The organism is Vibrio sp. T9, assembly GCF_003123985.1.
In the GTDB taxonomy this organism is placed as follows: Bacteria; Pseudomonadota; Gammaproteobacteria; order Enterobacterales; family Vibrionaceae; genus Vibrio; species Vibrio diabolicus.
The window spans coordinates 657,491-672,686 of the sequence record NZ_NIGY01000001.1 but is presented as its reverse complement, the minus strand read 5'-3'; the positions used below and the strand labels follow the sequence as shown (position 1 = coordinate 672,686).

Annotated in this window: 20 protein-coding genes; 15 read left to right on the top strand and 5 right to left on the bottom strand. The window is 46.9% G+C overall.

Features of this window, described 5'->3' with window-relative positions:
- The first annotated feature begins 2 nt into the window (after positions 1–2).
- Positions 3–2,633, top strand: coding sequence for a replication endonuclease (locus CBX98_RS03050; protein WP_242446572.1), 2,631 nt, complete (start codon positions 3–5; stop codon positions 2,631–2,633).
- A 30-nt stretch (positions 2,634–2,663) separates the two neighbouring features.
- Here CBX98_RS03050 and CBX98_RS03045 read toward each other — a convergent pair whose 3' ends face one another.
- Both CBX98_RS03045 and CBX98_RS03040 read right to left on the bottom strand, forming a co-directional pair.
- Complete coding sequence (locus CBX98_RS03045; protein WP_109168551.1) at positions 2,664–3,086, bottom strand: hypothetical protein; 423 nt, start codon at positions 3,084–3,086, stop codon at positions 2,664–2,666.
- Positions 3,076–3,873 carry a hypothetical protein gene (locus tag CBX98_RS03040; protein ID WP_109168550.1) on the bottom strand — a complete coding sequence of 266 codons (798 nt, stop codon included), beginning with the start codon at positions 3,871–3,873 and terminating at the stop codon, positions 3,076–3,078. The genes CBX98_RS03045 and CBX98_RS03040 overlap by 11 nt, the downstream gene beginning before the upstream one ends.
- A 369-nt stretch (positions 3,874–4,242) precedes the next feature.
- Between CBX98_RS03040 and CBX98_RS03035 the strand changes: the two genes are divergently transcribed.
- The gene (locus CBX98_RS03035) at positions 4,243–4,548 is read left to right on the top strand and encodes a hypothetical protein (protein ID WP_109168549.1); all 306 of its coding nucleotides are present in this window, start codon (positions 4,243–4,245) and stop codon (positions 4,546–4,548) included.
- Here the strand turns inward: CBX98_RS03035 and CBX98_RS03030 are convergent.
- The 3 genes from CBX98_RS03030 to CBX98_RS03020 all read right to left on the bottom strand — a co-directional run bounded on the left by CBX98_RS03030 (position 4,543) and on the right by CBX98_RS03020 (position 7,673).
- A complete protein-coding gene (locus tag CBX98_RS03030) occupies positions 4,543–4,794 on the bottom strand; it encodes an ogr/Delta-like zinc finger family protein (RefSeq protein WP_109168548.1) in 252 nt (83 codons plus the stop codon). The genes CBX98_RS03035 and CBX98_RS03030 overlap by 6 nt on opposite strands.
- Positions 4,795–4,872: 78 nt before the next feature.
- Complete coding sequence (locus CBX98_RS03025) at positions 4,873–5,901, bottom strand: phage portal protein (protein WP_109168547.1); 1,029 nt, start codon at positions 5,899–5,901, stop codon at positions 4,873–4,875.
- Complete coding sequence (locus CBX98_RS03020; protein WP_109168546.1) at positions 5,898–7,673, bottom strand: terminase family protein; 1,776 nt, start codon at positions 7,671–7,673, stop codon at positions 5,898–5,900. The genes CBX98_RS03025 and CBX98_RS03020 overlap by 4 nt, the downstream gene beginning before the upstream one ends.
- Positions 7,674–7,848: 175 nt before the next feature.
- Here CBX98_RS03020 and CBX98_RS03015 point away from each other — a divergent pair, with 175 nt between their 5' ends.
- The 13 genes from CBX98_RS03015 (at position 7,849) to CBX98_RS02955 (ending at position 15,194) form a co-directional block, all read left to right on the top strand.
- The gene (locus tag CBX98_RS03015) at positions 7,849–8,730 is read left to right on the top strand and encodes a GPO family capsid scaffolding protein (RefSeq protein ID WP_109168545.1); all 882 of its coding nucleotides are present in this window, start codon (positions 7,849–7,851) and stop codon (positions 8,728–8,730) included.
- On the top strand, positions 8,730–9,734 hold the full coding sequence (locus tag CBX98_RS03010) for a phage major capsid protein, P2 family (RefSeq protein ID WP_109168544.1): 1,005 nt from the start codon (positions 8,730–8,732) through the stop codon (positions 9,732–9,734). The genes CBX98_RS03015 and CBX98_RS03010 overlap by 1 nt, the downstream gene beginning before the upstream one ends.
- 10 nt (positions 9,735–9,744) lie before the next feature.
- Positions 9,745–10,461, top strand: a complete 717-nt coding sequence (locus tag CBX98_RS03005; RefSeq protein ID WP_109168543.1) for a terminase endonuclease subunit — start codon at positions 9,745–9,747, stop codon at positions 10,459–10,461.
- A 114-nt stretch (positions 10,462–10,575) separates the two neighbouring features.
- Positions 10,576–10,995 carry a head completion/stabilization protein gene (locus tag CBX98_RS03000; RefSeq protein WP_109168542.1) on the top strand — a complete coding sequence of 140 codons (420 nt, stop codon included), beginning with the start codon at positions 10,576–10,578 and terminating at the stop codon, positions 10,993–10,995.
- On the top strand, positions 10,992–11,477 hold the full coding sequence (locus CBX98_RS02995; RefSeq protein ID WP_109168541.1) for a phage tail protein: 486 nt from the start codon (positions 10,992–10,994) through the stop codon (positions 11,475–11,477). Before CBX98_RS03000 ends, CBX98_RS02995 begins: the two co-directional genes overlap by 4 nt.
- Positions 11,467–12,135 carry a hypothetical protein gene (locus CBX98_RS02990; protein WP_109168540.1) on the top strand — a complete coding sequence of 223 codons (669 nt, stop codon included), beginning with the start codon at positions 11,467–11,469 and terminating at the stop codon, positions 12,133–12,135. The genes CBX98_RS02995 and CBX98_RS02990 overlap by 11 nt, the downstream gene beginning before the upstream one ends.
- A 24-nt stretch (positions 12,136–12,159) precedes the next feature.
- The gene (locus CBX98_RS02985) at positions 12,160–13,290 is read left to right on the top strand and encodes a DUF2586 domain-containing protein (protein WP_109168539.1); all 1,131 of its coding nucleotides are present in this window, start codon (positions 12,160–12,162) and stop codon (positions 13,288–13,290) included.
- Positions 13,291–13,293: 3 nt separating this feature from the next.
- A complete protein-coding gene (locus tag CBX98_RS02980; RefSeq protein ID WP_109168538.1) occupies positions 13,294–13,743 on the top strand; it encodes a phage protein in 450 nt (149 codons plus the stop codon).
- A gap of 12 nt (positions 13,744–13,755) precedes the next feature.
- On the top strand, positions 13,756–13,974 hold the full coding sequence (locus CBX98_RS02975; RefSeq protein ID WP_109168537.1) for a TraR/DksA C4-type zinc finger protein: 219 nt from the start codon (positions 13,756–13,758) through the stop codon (positions 13,972–13,974).
- A gap of 29 nt (positions 13,975–14,003) precedes the next feature.
- Positions 14,004–14,468 carry a hypothetical protein gene (locus CBX98_RS02970; RefSeq protein ID WP_237459160.1) on the top strand — a complete coding sequence of 155 codons (465 nt, stop codon included), beginning with the start codon at positions 14,004–14,006 and terminating at the stop codon, positions 14,466–14,468.
- The gene (locus tag CBX98_RS02965; protein ID WP_025605241.1) at positions 14,465–14,695 is read left to right on the top strand and encodes a hypothetical protein; all 231 of its coding nucleotides are present in this window, start codon (positions 14,465–14,467) and stop codon (positions 14,693–14,695) included. The genes CBX98_RS02970 and CBX98_RS02965 overlap by 4 nt, the downstream gene beginning before the upstream one ends.
- Positions 14,696–14,697: 2 nt before the next feature.
- A complete protein-coding gene (locus CBX98_RS02960) occupies positions 14,698–14,934 on the top strand; it encodes a hypothetical protein (RefSeq protein ID WP_025589374.1) in 237 nt (78 codons plus the stop codon).
- On the top strand, positions 14,931–15,194 hold the full coding sequence (locus CBX98_RS02955) for a putative phage tail assembly chaperone (protein WP_025517572.1): 264 nt from the start codon (positions 14,931–14,933) through the stop codon (positions 15,192–15,194). Before CBX98_RS02960 ends, CBX98_RS02955 begins: the two co-directional genes overlap by 4 nt.
- Positions 15,195–15,196: the final 2 nt, after the last annotated feature.

Sequence of the window (15,196 nt, the reverse complement as noted above, 5' to 3'; positions counted from 1 at the left end):
CCGTGTCGAAGTACCTAAGTGAACCAACAGAAATCGAACTATTAGACTTGGATAAGTTCGGTTTTGACCATGACTACAAACGTGCTGCTTCTCTGGCTTGTCAAAGTTGGGGAAGTTTGCACGTTTTTCCGCAAGCGCCAAAAATACTAGCGGATGCTTGCTTTGGTGCAAGACGTTTTGATGAGTCGCAAGAGCCTGACGACCTGAGTGTGCTCGAACGTAAACTATTCGAAGCGAATCCAGATGATTTTGAGTGGGCAAAAGACAAAATCCATGGCCTGCCAGACTACTTAACCAAGTACTTTGTAACTCGATACATTTCAGTTTTCGAAAAGAAAGGCCGTAGAGAAGCAAACATCTTCTTGCGTGAGCGCATGGGGCCAGCTGCTGATCGCGCCGTTATGGTTTTACGCAAATACAAAAAGCTACCAACAACCCAAAAGGTTTCTTTGCTCAGTGAAGAATTAGATAACACTGACCAAAGTGACTTTACGTCTGCACACCCAGAGTTAGCAAAACCTCAACTTCGCTTTGATTTCGACAAGGCGGAGAAAAACCGCAAGCCAGTAAAAAGCCGCATCTTGGCAGAATTAGAACAAGATGAGCTCAAAGAGATGGCGTTCAAGATTGGCAAAATCATGAATGCTCGTTTCCAAATTATCTCTTCTAAGTTGGCAAGCATTACTGAAGCTGAGCTGGAAAAAGACGATACGTTCTGTCCTGTCGTTGAAGGTTACCATCAGTTAGCGGCTTTCACTTCTCTGTTTGGCATCAAGCCGCCTTGTAAATACAAGAAGCAAAATGAGCTTTCCGCCCTGCAAGACATCTCTCGCATGATTAGCGAAAAGTGGTGGCTTGGTCGTTTGGTTAAAGCTCGCAAAATTATGCGTGAGCACCTAGCCATTGCAATGGGGCAAGTATCTTCAAAAGCTTCTGCTTATGCGTCTTGGGATTGCGTTCGTGAGCACCAGGAGCAACAAAAGCGCAACTGGGAATACATCAAGCAGTGTGAACTCTTCGACGAAGAAACCGAAGAGAAAGCAGACCTGTCCGAAATGGTTCTGAAAAGCGTGTCTAACCCTGCGATTCGCCGTCACGAATTGATGGTGCGTTGTCGTGGTTGTGAAGACATCGGCAATGAACTTGGGTTACAAGGCTTGTTCCTGACTCTGACCACGCCGTCGAAATACCACAACTCCTACAAGAAAGGCGGTTTCATTGAGCATTGGAACGGTGCAAGCCCACGAGAGGCGCAAGCTTACTTAAACAATGCTTGGCAGCGTATCCGCGCTAAGTTAGGCCGTGAAGAAATCCGCTGGTTTGGCGTACGTGTTGCCGAGCCTCATCACGATGGCACACCACACTGGCATTTGCTGATCTGGGTAAAACCAGAAGAAGTGGCGCAGGTGCGTGACATCTTTATTTCGTACGCTACCCAAGAAGACCGCGCAGAACTGCACCCGCAATACGAAAAGGAAAAGCAAAAGCCATTTCGTAAGTGCACTTATGTTGGTCCTATGGATTACCGCCCACGTTGTGACTTTGGTTACATCGACCCAGAGAAAGGCACAGCAACAGGCTACATCGCGAAATACATTTCTAAGAACATCGACGGTTTTGCTATGGACGATGAAGTGTCCGACGAAACAGGCAAATCAGTCAAAGACATGGCGAAGAACGTCAGCGCATGGAAAAGCCGCTGGGCGATTCGCCAGTTTCAATTTTTTGGTGGTGCGCCGGTGACGACTTACCGAGAGCTACGTCGCTTCGCCAGTCAAAACAAAAAAGCCTTTATGGAATACGTGTTCATGCAAGAACGCGCTGACCTGTTGGATATGTACCACATGCTGCATCGCCATGTGGTTGGCCCGGTAAAACCTGATCGCCTGCTAACCAACAAAGAGTTGGTGGAAGTGATCGGCAAAAACTACCAGGCACGAATCCAATCTGATGAAGCTTGCATCGTAGACACGATGAAAGCCGCAGACCATGGCAACTGGCAAGGTTACATCATGGGGCAGGGTGGGCCATTCGTTAAACGCGAAGATTTGCTGATCACCAACTCATATCAAGTTCTTCCTTTCGCATCACCTCACGGTGAAGACGTACGCAAGGTGGAAGGTTTCCAAACACCAGAAGCAGTCGTGAAAACTCGCACTAAAGTCTGGACGATTCAGAAAAAATCAAAGGTAGAAGCGGAAGTTGAAGCGATCACCCAAGGGAGCGCAGCGACCGCTATTGGAGCCTCTGGCTCCTCTCGGAGTTCTGTCAATAACTGTACGGAGCATCGCGAGGTACAGGTCAGCGATCAGCTAACCCGAATTTTAGACCCGGTGAATAGTCGGGCGAATAATCCGCCAAATATTGATGAAACGGCACTGGCCGCACTCCTAAAAGGCAGCTCAATTCGCATCGACGATGCAACCAGTATTCAAATCCGCCCTGCGGAGGTAGACGAACACGGCAATAAACGTCCGGCGCAGCTGGTCGAAGTAAGCCGTGCACCTGCAGATGATCTTAAATGGATGGATTTCGAAGGTTGGGACAAGGTATTCGCCCAACCAGAAAAGCAAGAGTATCAACAACCAGACCTGTCGTTCTTCCCTGATGGGGACGACTGGCCGTTGGTTTAGATTAAATCAACTAGCCAGTAAGCTAGTAGTTTATGGATTTTTTGATTGAGAATTCGGAGTAACTGAAGCTTGCATTTTTGAGCACTGAACTAAAAACTTATCCAGAGAGTCTGCTGTTGATTTCGCTTGAGTACTAGAAAATGATTCGTCTAAGTTGTAGTCAGCTTTTTTTCGCAAAGTTTTATAAATTTCTAAGAACGTTTTTAGCCGTCTTAGATCATTCTTATCATACGGCTCATTTTGCTTTGCATCATAAGATACTAAGTAGTGCTTAAGTGATTCGTGACACCCGACACCTTGAATAGGTACCGGGTCGCAAGTCAATATTTCTAAAACACCGTGATACATACCATAGTAACTTCTACTGATTATGTTTCTGAACTCAATTTCAGTTGTAGCACTAGACAATGACTGTTTGACTAAAGTATTAAAATTTTGAGCGTTAACCGACATTTCGTAACCTCGTTGCAAGAGTCGGTGTATCATCACCGACTAGTTCGAAGTGTGTTATACATTTAATATCGTCAAGGTCAGCCTCAACTAATTCGCCTGACAAATCCCAGTTCAAATCGAACAGTTGTTCAGGTTCGCACTCAACGTAAATCGTTAGCGTTGCGTGTCCTGACTCTGGTGGTATATCTAATAAAGTGCCGTTAAGCACAACGCCCTTGTGAGTTTCTGCAACTCTTGCAGCGATTAAAGATAAGTCGGTAATTGTGTTTGATGAAACGTCAAACCTTGCTTCAATATCACGCATAATCATGCGTCTAACTCCCGTACCTTTTTGAATTCGCGTCAACAACTCGTTTTGTTGAGTTCTTGATAGCCACTCTACTAATTTGGCATCTAGACCAAAGTCATTGAACAAAAAGTTAGTACTTACAATGTTCTCTACATCATATTCATCTGCACATTCTAGTGGCATACGCTTCACTATTTCGTAAGCTACAGTAGGCATACCGAGATAGAGCATTGTCCAGATTAAGTTGGAAGATACAAAAGATTCATGCGCGTATGAACGAGATATACTCATAGCTTTATCTTTTACTTCATCCAATCTATCAGCGGCACAATATACGAGAACTTCAATTAAAGAAGATTCTTCAATACTTGGAAGATTTAAAGCTTCTCTCTTATACGTGGCAAACTCAATATCGTTCAGCTTTTCATCGCTAAAGATAACTGCGCGTAATTCATCGAGTAATTCGTTGGTTCGTGATTTTGCAACAGATTCAGTCAAGGTTGAGCCCCAAGTTAAGAACTAAAAAGTAAATATAAATATAATTTTTAAGAGACGAAACTATACCCCAGTTGAAATCTTCAAACAATGTGCACATTGTCAAAAATTAACCAATATGCGACAACATTCATCAATATGCGCCATGTGTCAATGGCTATTATAGTCCACTCCCACCAAAACTATTCACAATTCTAAAAGTGTATTTTCTGTGAGCTTGATCACGTTTCTAAGACCTTGCGCGATCTGGAACCTAAGTTAGCTTGGTTTGGTAAACAACGCATTTGCCCATTTAGGAAATGCTTTACCGCCTGTTTAAATGATGTAGCAGCGTGATTTCTATTAACTCGAAGTAACAAAGGAAAATTCTTAATGAGTGAATTATGTCTAAAAACTACTGTAGAAACCTGTATGGATATACAGTATTATTTCCGAATTCAGTGGTTAGGGGGTGCTATGTTGTTGAAAAATGAGAATGAATTACAACAAGCGTTAGACATCATTATTGATGGAATAGCAGTGGCATATGCAAAGCCGGAAATGATAGCGATGGGTGTAAAGATGATGAACATGGTGCTGGCGAACTACCAGGGAGAAATCGACGAGAAGAAGAGGCAAGCCATTCAGTCGATAATCCAAATGGCTGCGGAAGTAGATAGTCCGGTATTTTCTTTATAATATCGCAAGCTGTTGCTTGAGTGATTGCCGCTGTTCTGGCGGCAACGCTTTCACCAGGTTAAAAGCCAGTTGGCTTGTCGTTTTTGCCGATGGACTCAACGTATGGCTATAAGACAAATTCATCACAAATGTGTGTCCACATTCTGGGTCACTGCAGCTGCAATACAAATCTGAATGACTGTTGGTTAAGCGGTTGGATTTTTGGATTCGGCTTTTGCTACCACACTCCGGGCACAACACTCTCATATAAAACACCTAGCTTATTGACTGACTTGATAATCATACGTTAAAAGGCTGGTTTTTTATACAGCTTTTGAGAGGGGTTTAGGCCGTATCTCCATGTATTAAATTGAAATTAAGCCGCAAATGTTTAGGCACCTCTGGGTCTGAGTTCACCTCATCCATTATCAGCTCACACACTGGAATGATCTCATCCTTGGCGTATTCACTGCCAATCTTCGTTGGGTCGCCCAAACTGGTCGTGCCCTGCGGAATAATGCCAGCTTTACCCACCGGGAAGCGGTGGCCGACAAGAATGTCCTGCGCGGTAATATTTTTGATGCGCTCAAACTCATCTTTGGTGGCGATATCACCAACCGGAATCAGCTGAATCCCTTTCTCTTTGCCGTTCGGAATATTCACAAACATACTACGGAAGTTGCCAACGCCTTTAGAGCTGGCGATCTTCTGCTTCAACATTTCTTCATCTTCTTCACTAAGGTTTGGGTCGGTGGCGTAGAAGATAAAGCCCATGTGTGCGCCGTTCTTGTAATAGCGGCGGCGGAACAAAGTCGCGTCTTTATTCAGCAAGCTGCTCTGAATGCTGCCTAAGTAATCCGCCAAACCGTAGATTTGCTGCTGCGGGTCATACTGAGGCAAGAAAATAACATCTTCCTTTTTATATTCACGCTGCTGGTTATCGCGTTCCAGAATGACGAAATTGCCGTTCTTTCGTCGGCGAAGGTACATGCCAGGTAATGGGTGCAAGCGAACCACACGTTTGAAACCATCGCGGATTTTAAGAAATGCAGCATCACCAAAGGTGAAGTAATCACGGCAAAAAGCTTGGACGTGTCGGCGGCGGGTAGCGCCTCCACTTTGGAAACGTCCGGCTACGTAGTTTGCCCGAGCAATCAACAATGAGCCATGATAGGCGTTGGCTCGGGCGATATCGGCTAAGCCACTGCGTGAAATCGGTGGCTCCCAATAGTTATCGGCATCGTTGTAGAACAAATCTGAATAGGTGGTCATCCAACTGTTTGAGTCGATGGACTCTGGTGAGGAGTCGATGTGATAGACCGACTCTGGCGCGTGTTCTTCTTGTTTGACTAAAGTGTTCATTTGCTCGGTCATGCTGCAGTGGCCCAGGTTGATTTAGTTGGTGTTGAGTGATCTAACGGCTCGTTAATGATGGCGTGAGAAATCGCCCAGAATGCATCGGCGTGTCCGGTCGTTTCACTGCGTTCTGCTTTAAAGGTCATAGCGTTACCGCTGGCGGTGGGTACGCGCTTAATCGCCATAAACGCCATGGCAATGTCTTTGTGTTCGGCATCGAACTGCAGGCGTTTGGCTTCTACTACATCAATCATCTTCATTACCAGGCGGTTTTTGTTTTCATTGCTGTAGTGGATGGCGTGAGCTTCACGTGGGTATTTCTTCGAAATTAAGTCCCAAACACCGCCACCAATACCTGTGGTGTCGACGCCGATGTAAGTCACTTTGTAGCGCTGAAAGACTTTGTCTATTTCCGCTACGTGATATTGGAAGTTCAGCCCTTTCCAATAGTGCTTTTCTAAAACGCGGAAACGTTCACCCGCGACGATAGGCGGAGCGACAACCACCAAACAGGCATTGTCTCGGGTGCGGCTTGGGTCGTAACCCAACCAAACTTCACGATTGGCAAAAGGACGTTTGTTATTTGGCTTGAAGTCCTGCCAGTGGGCGGCATCCACCATGCCTTTTTCAAGGTCAGAGAATTTGAAGACAGACAGCGAGCCATCGACAAACACGCACATAAACAGGTTTTTGAAGTCATCATCACTGTATTCTTCGCGCAGTTCGTCAATGTCAAACAGGTCACAACCACCGTTTGCCGCATCTTCAATGGTGACAACATAACGCCACTGTTTGTCGGGGCAGAGTCGCCCGCCGTCTCGGAATTCATCAAAAGTCGGGAATTCGACGTGGGCGCGAGAGTCTTTACCTTTGCGCCACTGGTCACCAGTCCAGAACGGGTAAGCCTGGTGCATTTTCGACGATGGCGTAGAAAAGTAGGTTTTGCGCCACTTCTTATGCGTTGCCATTGCCGAAGCAAGTTTGTTCAGCTCGTCGAACTTAGGTATCCAGAAGTATTCATCGACATAAACGTGGCCGTGGTAACTCTGCGCGGTTTTGCTGTTGGTGGACAAAAAGCGCAGTTCGGCACCATTGGAAAGAATAATAGGGTTGCCGGTTAACTCGATGTCTAAGAACTCTTTACCAATCGCAATGATGTAGCTGCGGAAAACCTCAGCCTGTGCGCGTGATGCAGAAAGAAAAATTTGGTTGTCACCAGTCAGAATCGCATCTTCTAAGGCTTCACCACTGAAATAGTAGGTAGCACCAATCTGGCGGGACTTGAGAATATTACGAATACGCTGTTTGATGTTGTTGCGCATCGTGTGCTGGTATTCGAACAGCGATTCGTGCCAGCCTTTAAAGTCATCTTCTGTTAGGTGCTCAATGCTGTTTTTCTTACGGCTTTTTTTACGGTTGCCATTACTGCTGCTTTGTTTTGATGAGTCACCATCACTCTTTGGTGAGCTGCCTTGCGAAAGGTGTCGCTCTGCTTTGGCTTTTGCATCAGCGTGAGCTTTTAACAGCTTAACGTGGTGATCGATAAGCTTGTCCATTTCCTTGAGCTGCTGATCGGTTTTCTCATCCTTATCTATCAGCACCGCCAAACGGCGGTTAATCATTTCCTCAACAGAAAGTTCATTAAGCAACAAAGCCCAGCCGAATTTCTCCGCCCAGGTATAAAGGATGCGCTCACTATTAAGGTTCAGTTGCGCCGCAATTTCTTTCGGAGGAACACCGCGTAAATAGAGCTTTTTCGCAGCTTCTCTTATTTCATCTGAATATGCCATAGCTGCATCATACGCGCCGAAAACTTGCAGATGACCTAGATAAATTCTTGAAAATTCTAGTTTTGATTAAATCCGAATTGGCAGGAAATGAAGTGGCTGAAAGCCGTTATTCAAAGGCGTATTGTTTGCCGTAACCAGGATTTATTTGACGTAATTAACTAGGCAAACGACAAACATGAGCAAAACCAGTGATTGGATTATTGTTGCAACAGAAGGCGCCACGGTAGACGGTCGTCAGATTAGCGCAGCGCAAATTAAAGAGATGGCTGAGTCTTATTCGCCTGAACTTTATGCCGCATTAATTTGGCCTGAACATTCTCGCTCTCATTGGAACGTATTCGAAGGTAATAACTGGGGTGAAGTGCCAGAAGTTAAAGCCGAAAAACGAGCAGGTAAATTACGCTTGCTTGCCAAAATTACGCCAAATGAACTCTTACTATCCGCTAACAAAAAAGGTCAGAAGCTCTATACCTCTATCGAGTTGCATCCAGATTTCCAAGGAACGGGGCGAGCTTACCTGATTGGCCTAGCTGTGACTGACTCCCCAGCCTCAACGGGCACGACTCGCCTCAAGTTCTCTCGCAAAGTGGGTGAAACTCAAGAGATTGAAACCGATTCATTAGAGCAAATAGACCTTAGCGAGTTTTACTCTGTCAATCCGTTAGCGCACGCATTTGCGACCATCGCAAGCTATTTCCAATCTGGTGGGGAACTACCAGAAACACCAACTGAACAGCCAGAACCAGAGGAAACGGAAGTGACCGAAGAACAATTAAAAGCAGCACTGCAAGAACAGTTTTCTGCATTCAAAGGTGAGTTCAAGCAAGAACTGAAAGAAGAGTTCAACTTGCAAGACGAACCAGAAACACCAGAGCCAGAAACTCAGGGCACAACCGTTGAGCAGTTCTCTGCCACTCTGGACGAGAAGCTAAAACCGTTAACTGAGAAAGTGAACGGTCTGGAAACCAAATTCGCTGAACTTTCACAAGAAGTACCAGGTCAAGAACCAGATGGTTCTGGCGCTGACGATAAATTCTCAGCTAAGGAGATGTTTTAATGCTGAACGCAATTTCAACTCAATACCTGCAAGAGTTCTCTGCAACAATGTTGACAAGTGCAGGCGCGTCAGCAGGTCAAAACATGTTTAACCTAACGCCGCCAATGGAAACTAAGCTGCGTCAGGCAATTATGCAGTCAGATGCCTTCTTAGGCATGATCGCGATGCTGCCTGTACAGCAAATCAAAGGCCAGGTTGTTGATGTCGGTAACGATGGTCTATCAACAGGCCGCGGCAACAATGAGCGATTTAGCGTAGAAGTTGGCCAAAGCGGTAACACCTACGAGTTGGTTAAAACTGACTCGGGCGCGCACATTCTTTGGGAAACCATGACTCAATGGGCGAACTCAGGCTCAAAAAATGAATGGTTGAAGATGATGCAAAATGCCATCTCGCGCCGTTTCGCTCTCGATATTCTGCGTGTAGGTTTCAATGGTACATCAGCTGCAGCGGTAACAGACCCAGTTGCCAATCCGCTTGGTCAGGATGTTAACAAAGGCTGGTTGACCATCGCTAAAGATAAGAAAGCGAGCCAAGTCCTTGCTTCTGCCCAACTCGACCCAACTGGCGCAACCGCGGATTCCTACAAAAACCTAGATTCGTTGGTTCAAGACCTGATTAATACAACGATTGCACCAGAACACCGCCAAGACCCTGATCTAGTGGTACTAGTTGGTTCTAACCTGGTCGCTGCCGAACAGCACCGTCTGCTGGAAGCGGCAAACACGCCAACCGAGCACAAAGCTGCGCAGCAGTTAGCCAAAACCATTGCGGGTAAACAGGCTTATACGCCGCCGTTCTTCCCTGCCGATACAGTTTGGGTAACCAACACCAAGAACCTGCAAGTGCTCACGCAGGAAGGTACGCAGTGGCGCAAGCAAAAGAACGATGAAGACACGCTTCGCTTCAAGCAAAACCACATCCGTATGGAAGGTTATGCAATCGGCAACCTGAACAAGTTCGCTGCGATTGAAGCGGTGACCGTTGTTGAGCCTGCAGCTTAAGGAGTGATGCATGGTTAGCCCATTAGCAAAACAGCGTCGAAAGCTCATTGAAAAGCAAGCTAACCAGTCTGCACCGGGAGTAAGTTCCGGTGCAGATACCGACAGCCTGCACATCAGGCTGATTGAGTTTGAAGAAGACCGCAAGTATTTGCGCTCACTCAATGCCATCGCTGATCGAATTAAGCACAAGCGTGAAGTGCTGGTACCGAAGTACAAGCCGTATGTTCAAGCCTACTTAGAAAGTGGTGAAGCGTTCGAAAACCCAATCTTTACCAACTTGGTGGTTTGGCTATTCGACATTAAAGAGCTGGATACCGCAATTGAATGGTGCATGAAAGCCATTGAGCTGGACTTACCTACACCAGAAAACTTTCGTCGTGACTGGCCGACGTTTTGTGCTGACGAAGTGTTGGCATGGGCGGAGAAAGAATCTGAACGTGGTCATTCCATCGAGCCTTATTTCTCCCAGGTATTCGAAAAGGTAGAGAAAGACTGGCGCTTACACGAGAAGGTTCATGCCAAGTGGTACAAGTTCGCGGGTTTATACCTGATTCGAAATGAAGAAGGTCAGCCGCAAGCCACTGCTGTTGGCAATGTGGAAACATTGGAAAAAGCCCTGGCTCTGCTTCAACACGCTCACGAAAAGCACAGCAAAGTGGGGGTGGGTACCCAAATTAAGAAGATTGAAGCCCGTATTCGCGCCATTAACGAAGGCAAGAATCTATAAAGACTCCTACGCCACCGCGCCTCGGCTGGTGAGGTAAGAGAAGCCAACCGGCTAACTCGATACCGTCGACCCAGTGGCTAGAGGCGCCCTAATTTAACTAAGCAAGGAACCGTTATGAGCTTTGGCGGAAATGTTAACAGCGCAGTCGATATCGCCATACCAGATGAAGGATGGCCGGATTTATCCACGGCTGAATTCCGCAGTTTACGCCGTGTTCCCCATACGTTTGATAACGACTCTTTGAACTACGCGGTGACCATCGCCGCGCTGAATATTCAAGAACGATTAGAAAGCTTGATCGTAGATGGTGAAAAGCCAGTGCTGAGCAACCCGAAAATCATGCTCTACAAACGTGCGGTTTATGGTCGGGCTCACGCCGAGCTGCTGAAAGAGTTTGCGACCCAAGACCGCCGAAAAGAAGGTGAAAGCGTGGCAACGGATGAACCGGAACAAGAGGCACGTTTTCTCGCCCAGAGTAACAAAGATGTGCGCGCGCTACTTGGCCGCAGTGCGAATGGGATTGACTCGATATGAGCGAAACCACTTACAACAAAACCAAGCTGGAACACCTGACGGATTACATCGTCAGTCACCTGAATTCCAATGTGCTCGATAACAAAATTGATGCTTGGCAGGAAAGAGCCGCAATCGTGGTTGATGGTGAAGACCGTGGGAACGGTGGACACATTGCTGCGTATTGGCGTTATGAAGCCGTTATTTCGATAGAAGAGTTTCCGCATCGCCAGTTAGACCCGCGCAATTTGTTTGCTTTGGTTGCGTGTTGGTTATCTGACTTTGATAGAGAGCGCGACATTCACGAACTTGATGATCCTGAAATTAGTGTCGATGTGATTAGCCATGAAGCTGCTGACGTCCTCATCGAAATCGAAATGATGGAGCCCATCGAAATGATACCGGATGAGCAAGGTTTGATTACGTGGCGTGGGGCCAAGTACCGAGTACAGGCAGTGCCAATTGATACCGCCGAAGAATACGAGTTAACCAATGGATATTAGTTTAGTAGGTAAGGACGCCATCAATGCGAAGAAAGCACTTGAAGCGCTGTCGTTTACAAAGAAAAAACGGTTCTGGTTGCTCAAAGATTTGGGGCGTTGGGAACGCAGTATGACGCGCAGTCGTATCCGTAGGCAAAAGGATGTCGACAACCAAAAGTTTGAAAAGCGTAAACGAGGTGAAGGTGCGGTGCTTACTTCATTCGCTAATGGAATGGAACCTTACGTTCTGCATGATGCCACCATGCTTGATTTGACGTGGAAGCAAAAAACAAAGGCTAGAAAAGCTGCGGTGCACCAAGCCGGATTAACCCAAACGATTACGGCTCATGAGCACATAAAGGAACAAACAAAGCGAAGAGGGGAACCGGATTACGGCGCACCCTGTACCAAAGCGCAAGCAATAGCTTTGCGTAGGCTTGGCTATCGAATTCGCCGTAAAGACGGAAAAGGTTGGAACAAACCCAGTGTTCGCAACTTAGAGAAGCGACTTACCTTGGGGCAAGCTGGCCTGATCATTCGAATGATGAGAACAGGTAAAGAGAAAGGTAAGCAAAAGTGGAAAGTACACACCCCACAACGCCAAATGTTAGGTACTAAGCCCCAAAAAGTAAGAGAGCGCTTCATTAAGAATATCGAGAAGGCTCGCGTAAAGAAATAATACTCTGTGTAAGGAAAATCACCAATGGCAACCGGAAAGGTAGAGGTTAACAATCTCAATTTGGCACAAGGCGGTATCCCTGAGATAGAACGTCACGTGCTTTTCATCGGGCGCACTGACCAGGTAGAACTGCAAGGCAAAGTGACCCGCATTAATAACATGACCAACCTTGACGAAGTTGTCGCCGATGATGCGCTTGGTCTGAACGTGAAAGCCGCCCAGCTTAACGGCAAACAAAACTGGACGGGTGCGATTGTTGGCTTAGATGCAGATGATACCTGGCAAGGCGCTGTTGATTTGGCGAACCGGACAGACTCGTTCGAAGGCATCGCTATTTGTGACCCAGTCACCGTAAAAACTCAGTTTGATGACATGCAGTCGAAAGCCACCGAACTAACCAGCAAACTTGGCCGTTGGGTGTTCTTCCTTGCAGCTTGTGCGGGTATCGATTCAGACCCGGATACAGGCCAAACGTGGGCAGAGTACGAAACCACCATGCTTGACCTGGTGAAAGATGTTTCTGCAAACCTCGTGACGCCCGTTCCTCAGCTTAACGGCAATAACCTAGGTGTGTTGGCTGGCCGCTTGTGTGACCGAAGCGTCACGGTAGCAGACAGCCCGATGCGTGTCGCAACTGGCTCAGTCTTGAGTTTGGGAGACATGCCAACGGACAGCGCAGGCAAAGCATTAGAGATGAGCACCATCGCAACGCTAGCTGATGCACGTTACTCATTGCCGCAGTGGTACGCCGATTTAGAAGGGGTGTACTGGTCGGACGCAACCACATTGGAAGCCAAAGGTGGCGATTATCAGTACCTCGAATACGTTCGCCCGGTGCACAAGCTTAACCGTCGTGTGCGTATCAAAGCGATTCGCCGTATTGCAGACCGGATTCTTAACTCAACGCCTGCAAGCATTGAGCTGAACCGCACTTACTTCCGCAAAGATATGCGTGATATGTCGAAAACGACAGAAGTTGGTGGCATTACCTTCCCAGGTGAAATCATGCCGCCAGAAGATGGTGACGTCACCATTCAGTGGGTAACCAAAACCAAAGTGTCGATCGGTTTGATGGTTCGCCCTCATAACTGCCCGAAACACATCGTGGTCAACATCGCGCTTGATCTTACTAACCCTGCAGATTCGGAGGCGTAATCCATGAGAATTTCCGGCAAGAACATGCATTTCTCTTTGGGTGACTACAAGCTCAAAGCACAAAAAGTCACCTTATCTATTACTGATAATTCCGCCGTCAATAAAACTTCTGGTGTGCCAGATGGTTACGTTGACGGAGATGTTGAGGCTAGTGGTGAAATCGAGTTGACCACGCAGCAATTCAACCTGCTAAGCAAAGCTGCGAAACAAGCCGGCTCTTGGCGTGGAATGCCTGATTTTGACGCGCTGTTCTACGGCAAGATTGATAAAGACGAGCTCAAAATTGAAGCTTTCGGGTGCCGTATCAAAATCTCTGACCTGCTTGATGCTGATTCGAACGGAGGCAGTGCATTAGTTCACAAGTTGCCGTTTGAAGTAACCAGCCCAGATTTCGTCAGCATCAATGGTGTGCCGTACCTGCGCTCGGATGAAACCGAAGACTTGGTTCAATAACAAGGAGGCATGATGGCAGATGTTATCGACCATGCCTGCGGTCTTGAAACCCAATTCACAGAAGTGGCGCTTGCCAACCAACTGGCAAGGGCTAAGCGAATTGAAGAACGGGAAAGCGCACATGAATGCGGCGAATGTGGCGACCCAATCACAGAAGAACGCCGCCAAAAAGTACCAGGTTGCATCCACTGCACCCAGTGTCAAAGCGAATTGGAGCGAATGACCCGATGAATTTAGCAAAGCTCTTTGTAGAGAAAATCATGAAACCAGTCCTTGACCACTTAGATATGGCATCCGGTGGCAAAGGCACAATGAACACTCAAGCGGCGATTAATCTGATCCTGATGATTATTGCCCATGAGTCTGGAAAGTTTACTTACTCAAAACAAGTGCGTGGTCCTGCACTGGGCTTTACCCAAATGGAGCCCGCCACCTTCAACTGGCTTGTCGAGTGGTTAGGTAAGAGCCGACCTCACTTGTTGGATGCACTGTCGATGTTTGGCCCCGTTGATCACTTAGACCCGCGTTATATGGTGATTTCACCTGAGTTTGCGGTAGCCACTGCACGACTCAACTTAATTCGGTTCCCAGAAGCCTTACCGGATGCTGATGACCTAGAAGGTCTGGCTCGGTACGCGAAGAAGTACTGGAACACAAGCGCAGGTAAAGCAACCGCAGAAGATTACCTGCAGGCATATCAATCGCTAATCGGAGAAGCAGCATGAATTTCTTAACTGGAATCGTTGGCAAGACATTGTTGGAAGTACTGAAAGGTCTGTTCTTTCAAATTGGCTGGTCAATCATCCTTGAACGTTTCGCCACACGCCTTGTGGTATGGGGCTTGGAAACCTTGAAAGGCCTTAGCACAAACGATGTTCTGCAAGAAACGGTTGACGACATCATCAACGCATTACAAGGCAAACGCTTGAAAGAAGTTCCACAAAAGGAATAGCGATGGACCCAACCTGGTTATCAGCACTGGTTGCGCTTGCCACCCTTTTGGTGATGTTAACCGGTGCTCTAATCAGCAAGCTGTTTTCACTCTCTAAAGAGCTTGCTGAATACAAAACCCACGTGGCCGAGTATTACGCCAAAAAAGACGAAGTGAATGACGGCTTCGAACGTCTGGAACGTCAGTTGGAAAACGGTCTCACACGAATTTACGAAACATTAAAGCGAGAAGCAGCATGAGCAAACAAATTGTACTAACGGTTGGTGATGCAGATATCACGTTCGTCCCAACAGAAGCGGATTACAACGACTACATGAACGCATTGGCGCAGGGGGAAATCGTGAACTCTGCGCATAACTTTCTGATGAACACCGTTACAGAAGAAAGCAAAGAAGTATTCCGTGAACTGACGAACGAGAACCCAGGTGCAGCGATTCAGGTTGTGGGTGAAGTTCTCAAGGAATACACGCCGAAGCTGCAAATCAAAGTAAAAAAATAGAT

Excerpts from the sequence above, each read along its gene's own strand:
- CBX98_RS03035 (WP_109168549.1), top strand. The coding sequence starts at position 4,243 with ATGAGTGAATTATGTCTAAAAACTACTGTAGAAACCTGTATGGATATA.
- CBX98_RS03005 (WP_109168543.1), top strand. The coding sequence starts at position 9,745 with ATGGTTAGCCCATTAGCAAAACAGCGTCGAAAGCTCATTGAAAAGCAA.
- CBX98_RS03025 (WP_109168547.1), bottom strand. The coding sequence starts at position 5,901 with ATGACCGAGCAAATGAACACTTTAGTCAAACAAGAAGAACACGCGCCA.
- CBX98_RS02985 (WP_109168539.1), top strand. The coding sequence starts at position 12,160 with ATGGCAACCGGAAAGGTAGAGGTTAACAATCTCAATTTGGCACAAGGC.
- CBX98_RS02975 (WP_109168537.1), top strand. The coding sequence starts at position 13,756 with ATGGCAGATGTTATCGACCATGCCTGCGGTCTTGAAACCCAATTCACA.
- CBX98_RS02980 (WP_109168538.1), top strand. The coding sequence starts at position 13,294 with ATGAGAATTTCCGGCAAGAACATGCATTTCTCTTTGGGTGACTACAAG.
- CBX98_RS03015 (WP_109168545.1), top strand. The coding sequence starts at position 7,849 with ATGAGCAAAACCAGTGATTGGATTATTGTTGCAACAGAAGGCGCCACG.
- CBX98_RS02970 (WP_237459160.1), top strand. The coding sequence starts at position 14,004 with ATGAAACCAGTCCTTGACCACTTAGATATGGCATCCGGTGGCAAAGGC.
- CBX98_RS03030 (WP_109168548.1), bottom strand. The coding sequence starts at position 4,794 with ATGAGAGTGTTGTGCCCGGAGTGTGGTAGCAAAAGCCGAATCCAAAAA.
- CBX98_RS02990 (WP_109168540.1), top strand. The coding sequence starts at position 11,467 with ATGGATATTAGTTTAGTAGGTAAGGACGCCATCAATGCGAAGAAAGCA.
- CBX98_RS03010 (WP_109168544.1), top strand. The coding sequence starts at position 8,730 with ATGCTGAACGCAATTTCAACTCAATACCTGCAAGAGTTCTCTGCAACA.
- CBX98_RS02995 (WP_109168541.1), top strand. The coding sequence starts at position 10,992 with ATGAGCGAAACCACTTACAACAAAACCAAGCTGGAACACCTGACGGAT.
- CBX98_RS03000 (WP_109168542.1), top strand. The coding sequence starts at position 10,576 with ATGAGCTTTGGCGGAAATGTTAACAGCGCAGTCGATATCGCCATACCA.
- CBX98_RS03045 (WP_109168551.1), bottom strand. The coding sequence starts at position 3,086 with ATGTCGGTTAACGCTCAAAATTTTAATACTTTAGTCAAACAGTCATTG.
- CBX98_RS02955 (WP_025517572.1), top strand. The coding sequence starts at position 14,931 with ATGAGCAAACAAATTGTACTAACGGTTGGTGATGCAGATATCACGTTC.
- CBX98_RS02960 (WP_025589374.1), top strand. The coding sequence starts at position 14,698 with ATGGACCCAACCTGGTTATCAGCACTGGTTGCGCTTGCCACCCTTTTG.
- CBX98_RS02965 (WP_025605241.1), top strand. The coding sequence starts at position 14,465 with ATGAATTTCTTAACTGGAATCGTTGGCAAGACATTGTTGGAAGTACTG.
- CBX98_RS03020 (WP_109168546.1), bottom strand. The coding sequence starts at position 7,673 with ATGGCATATTCAGATGAAATAAGAGAAGCTGCGAAAAAGCTCTATTTA.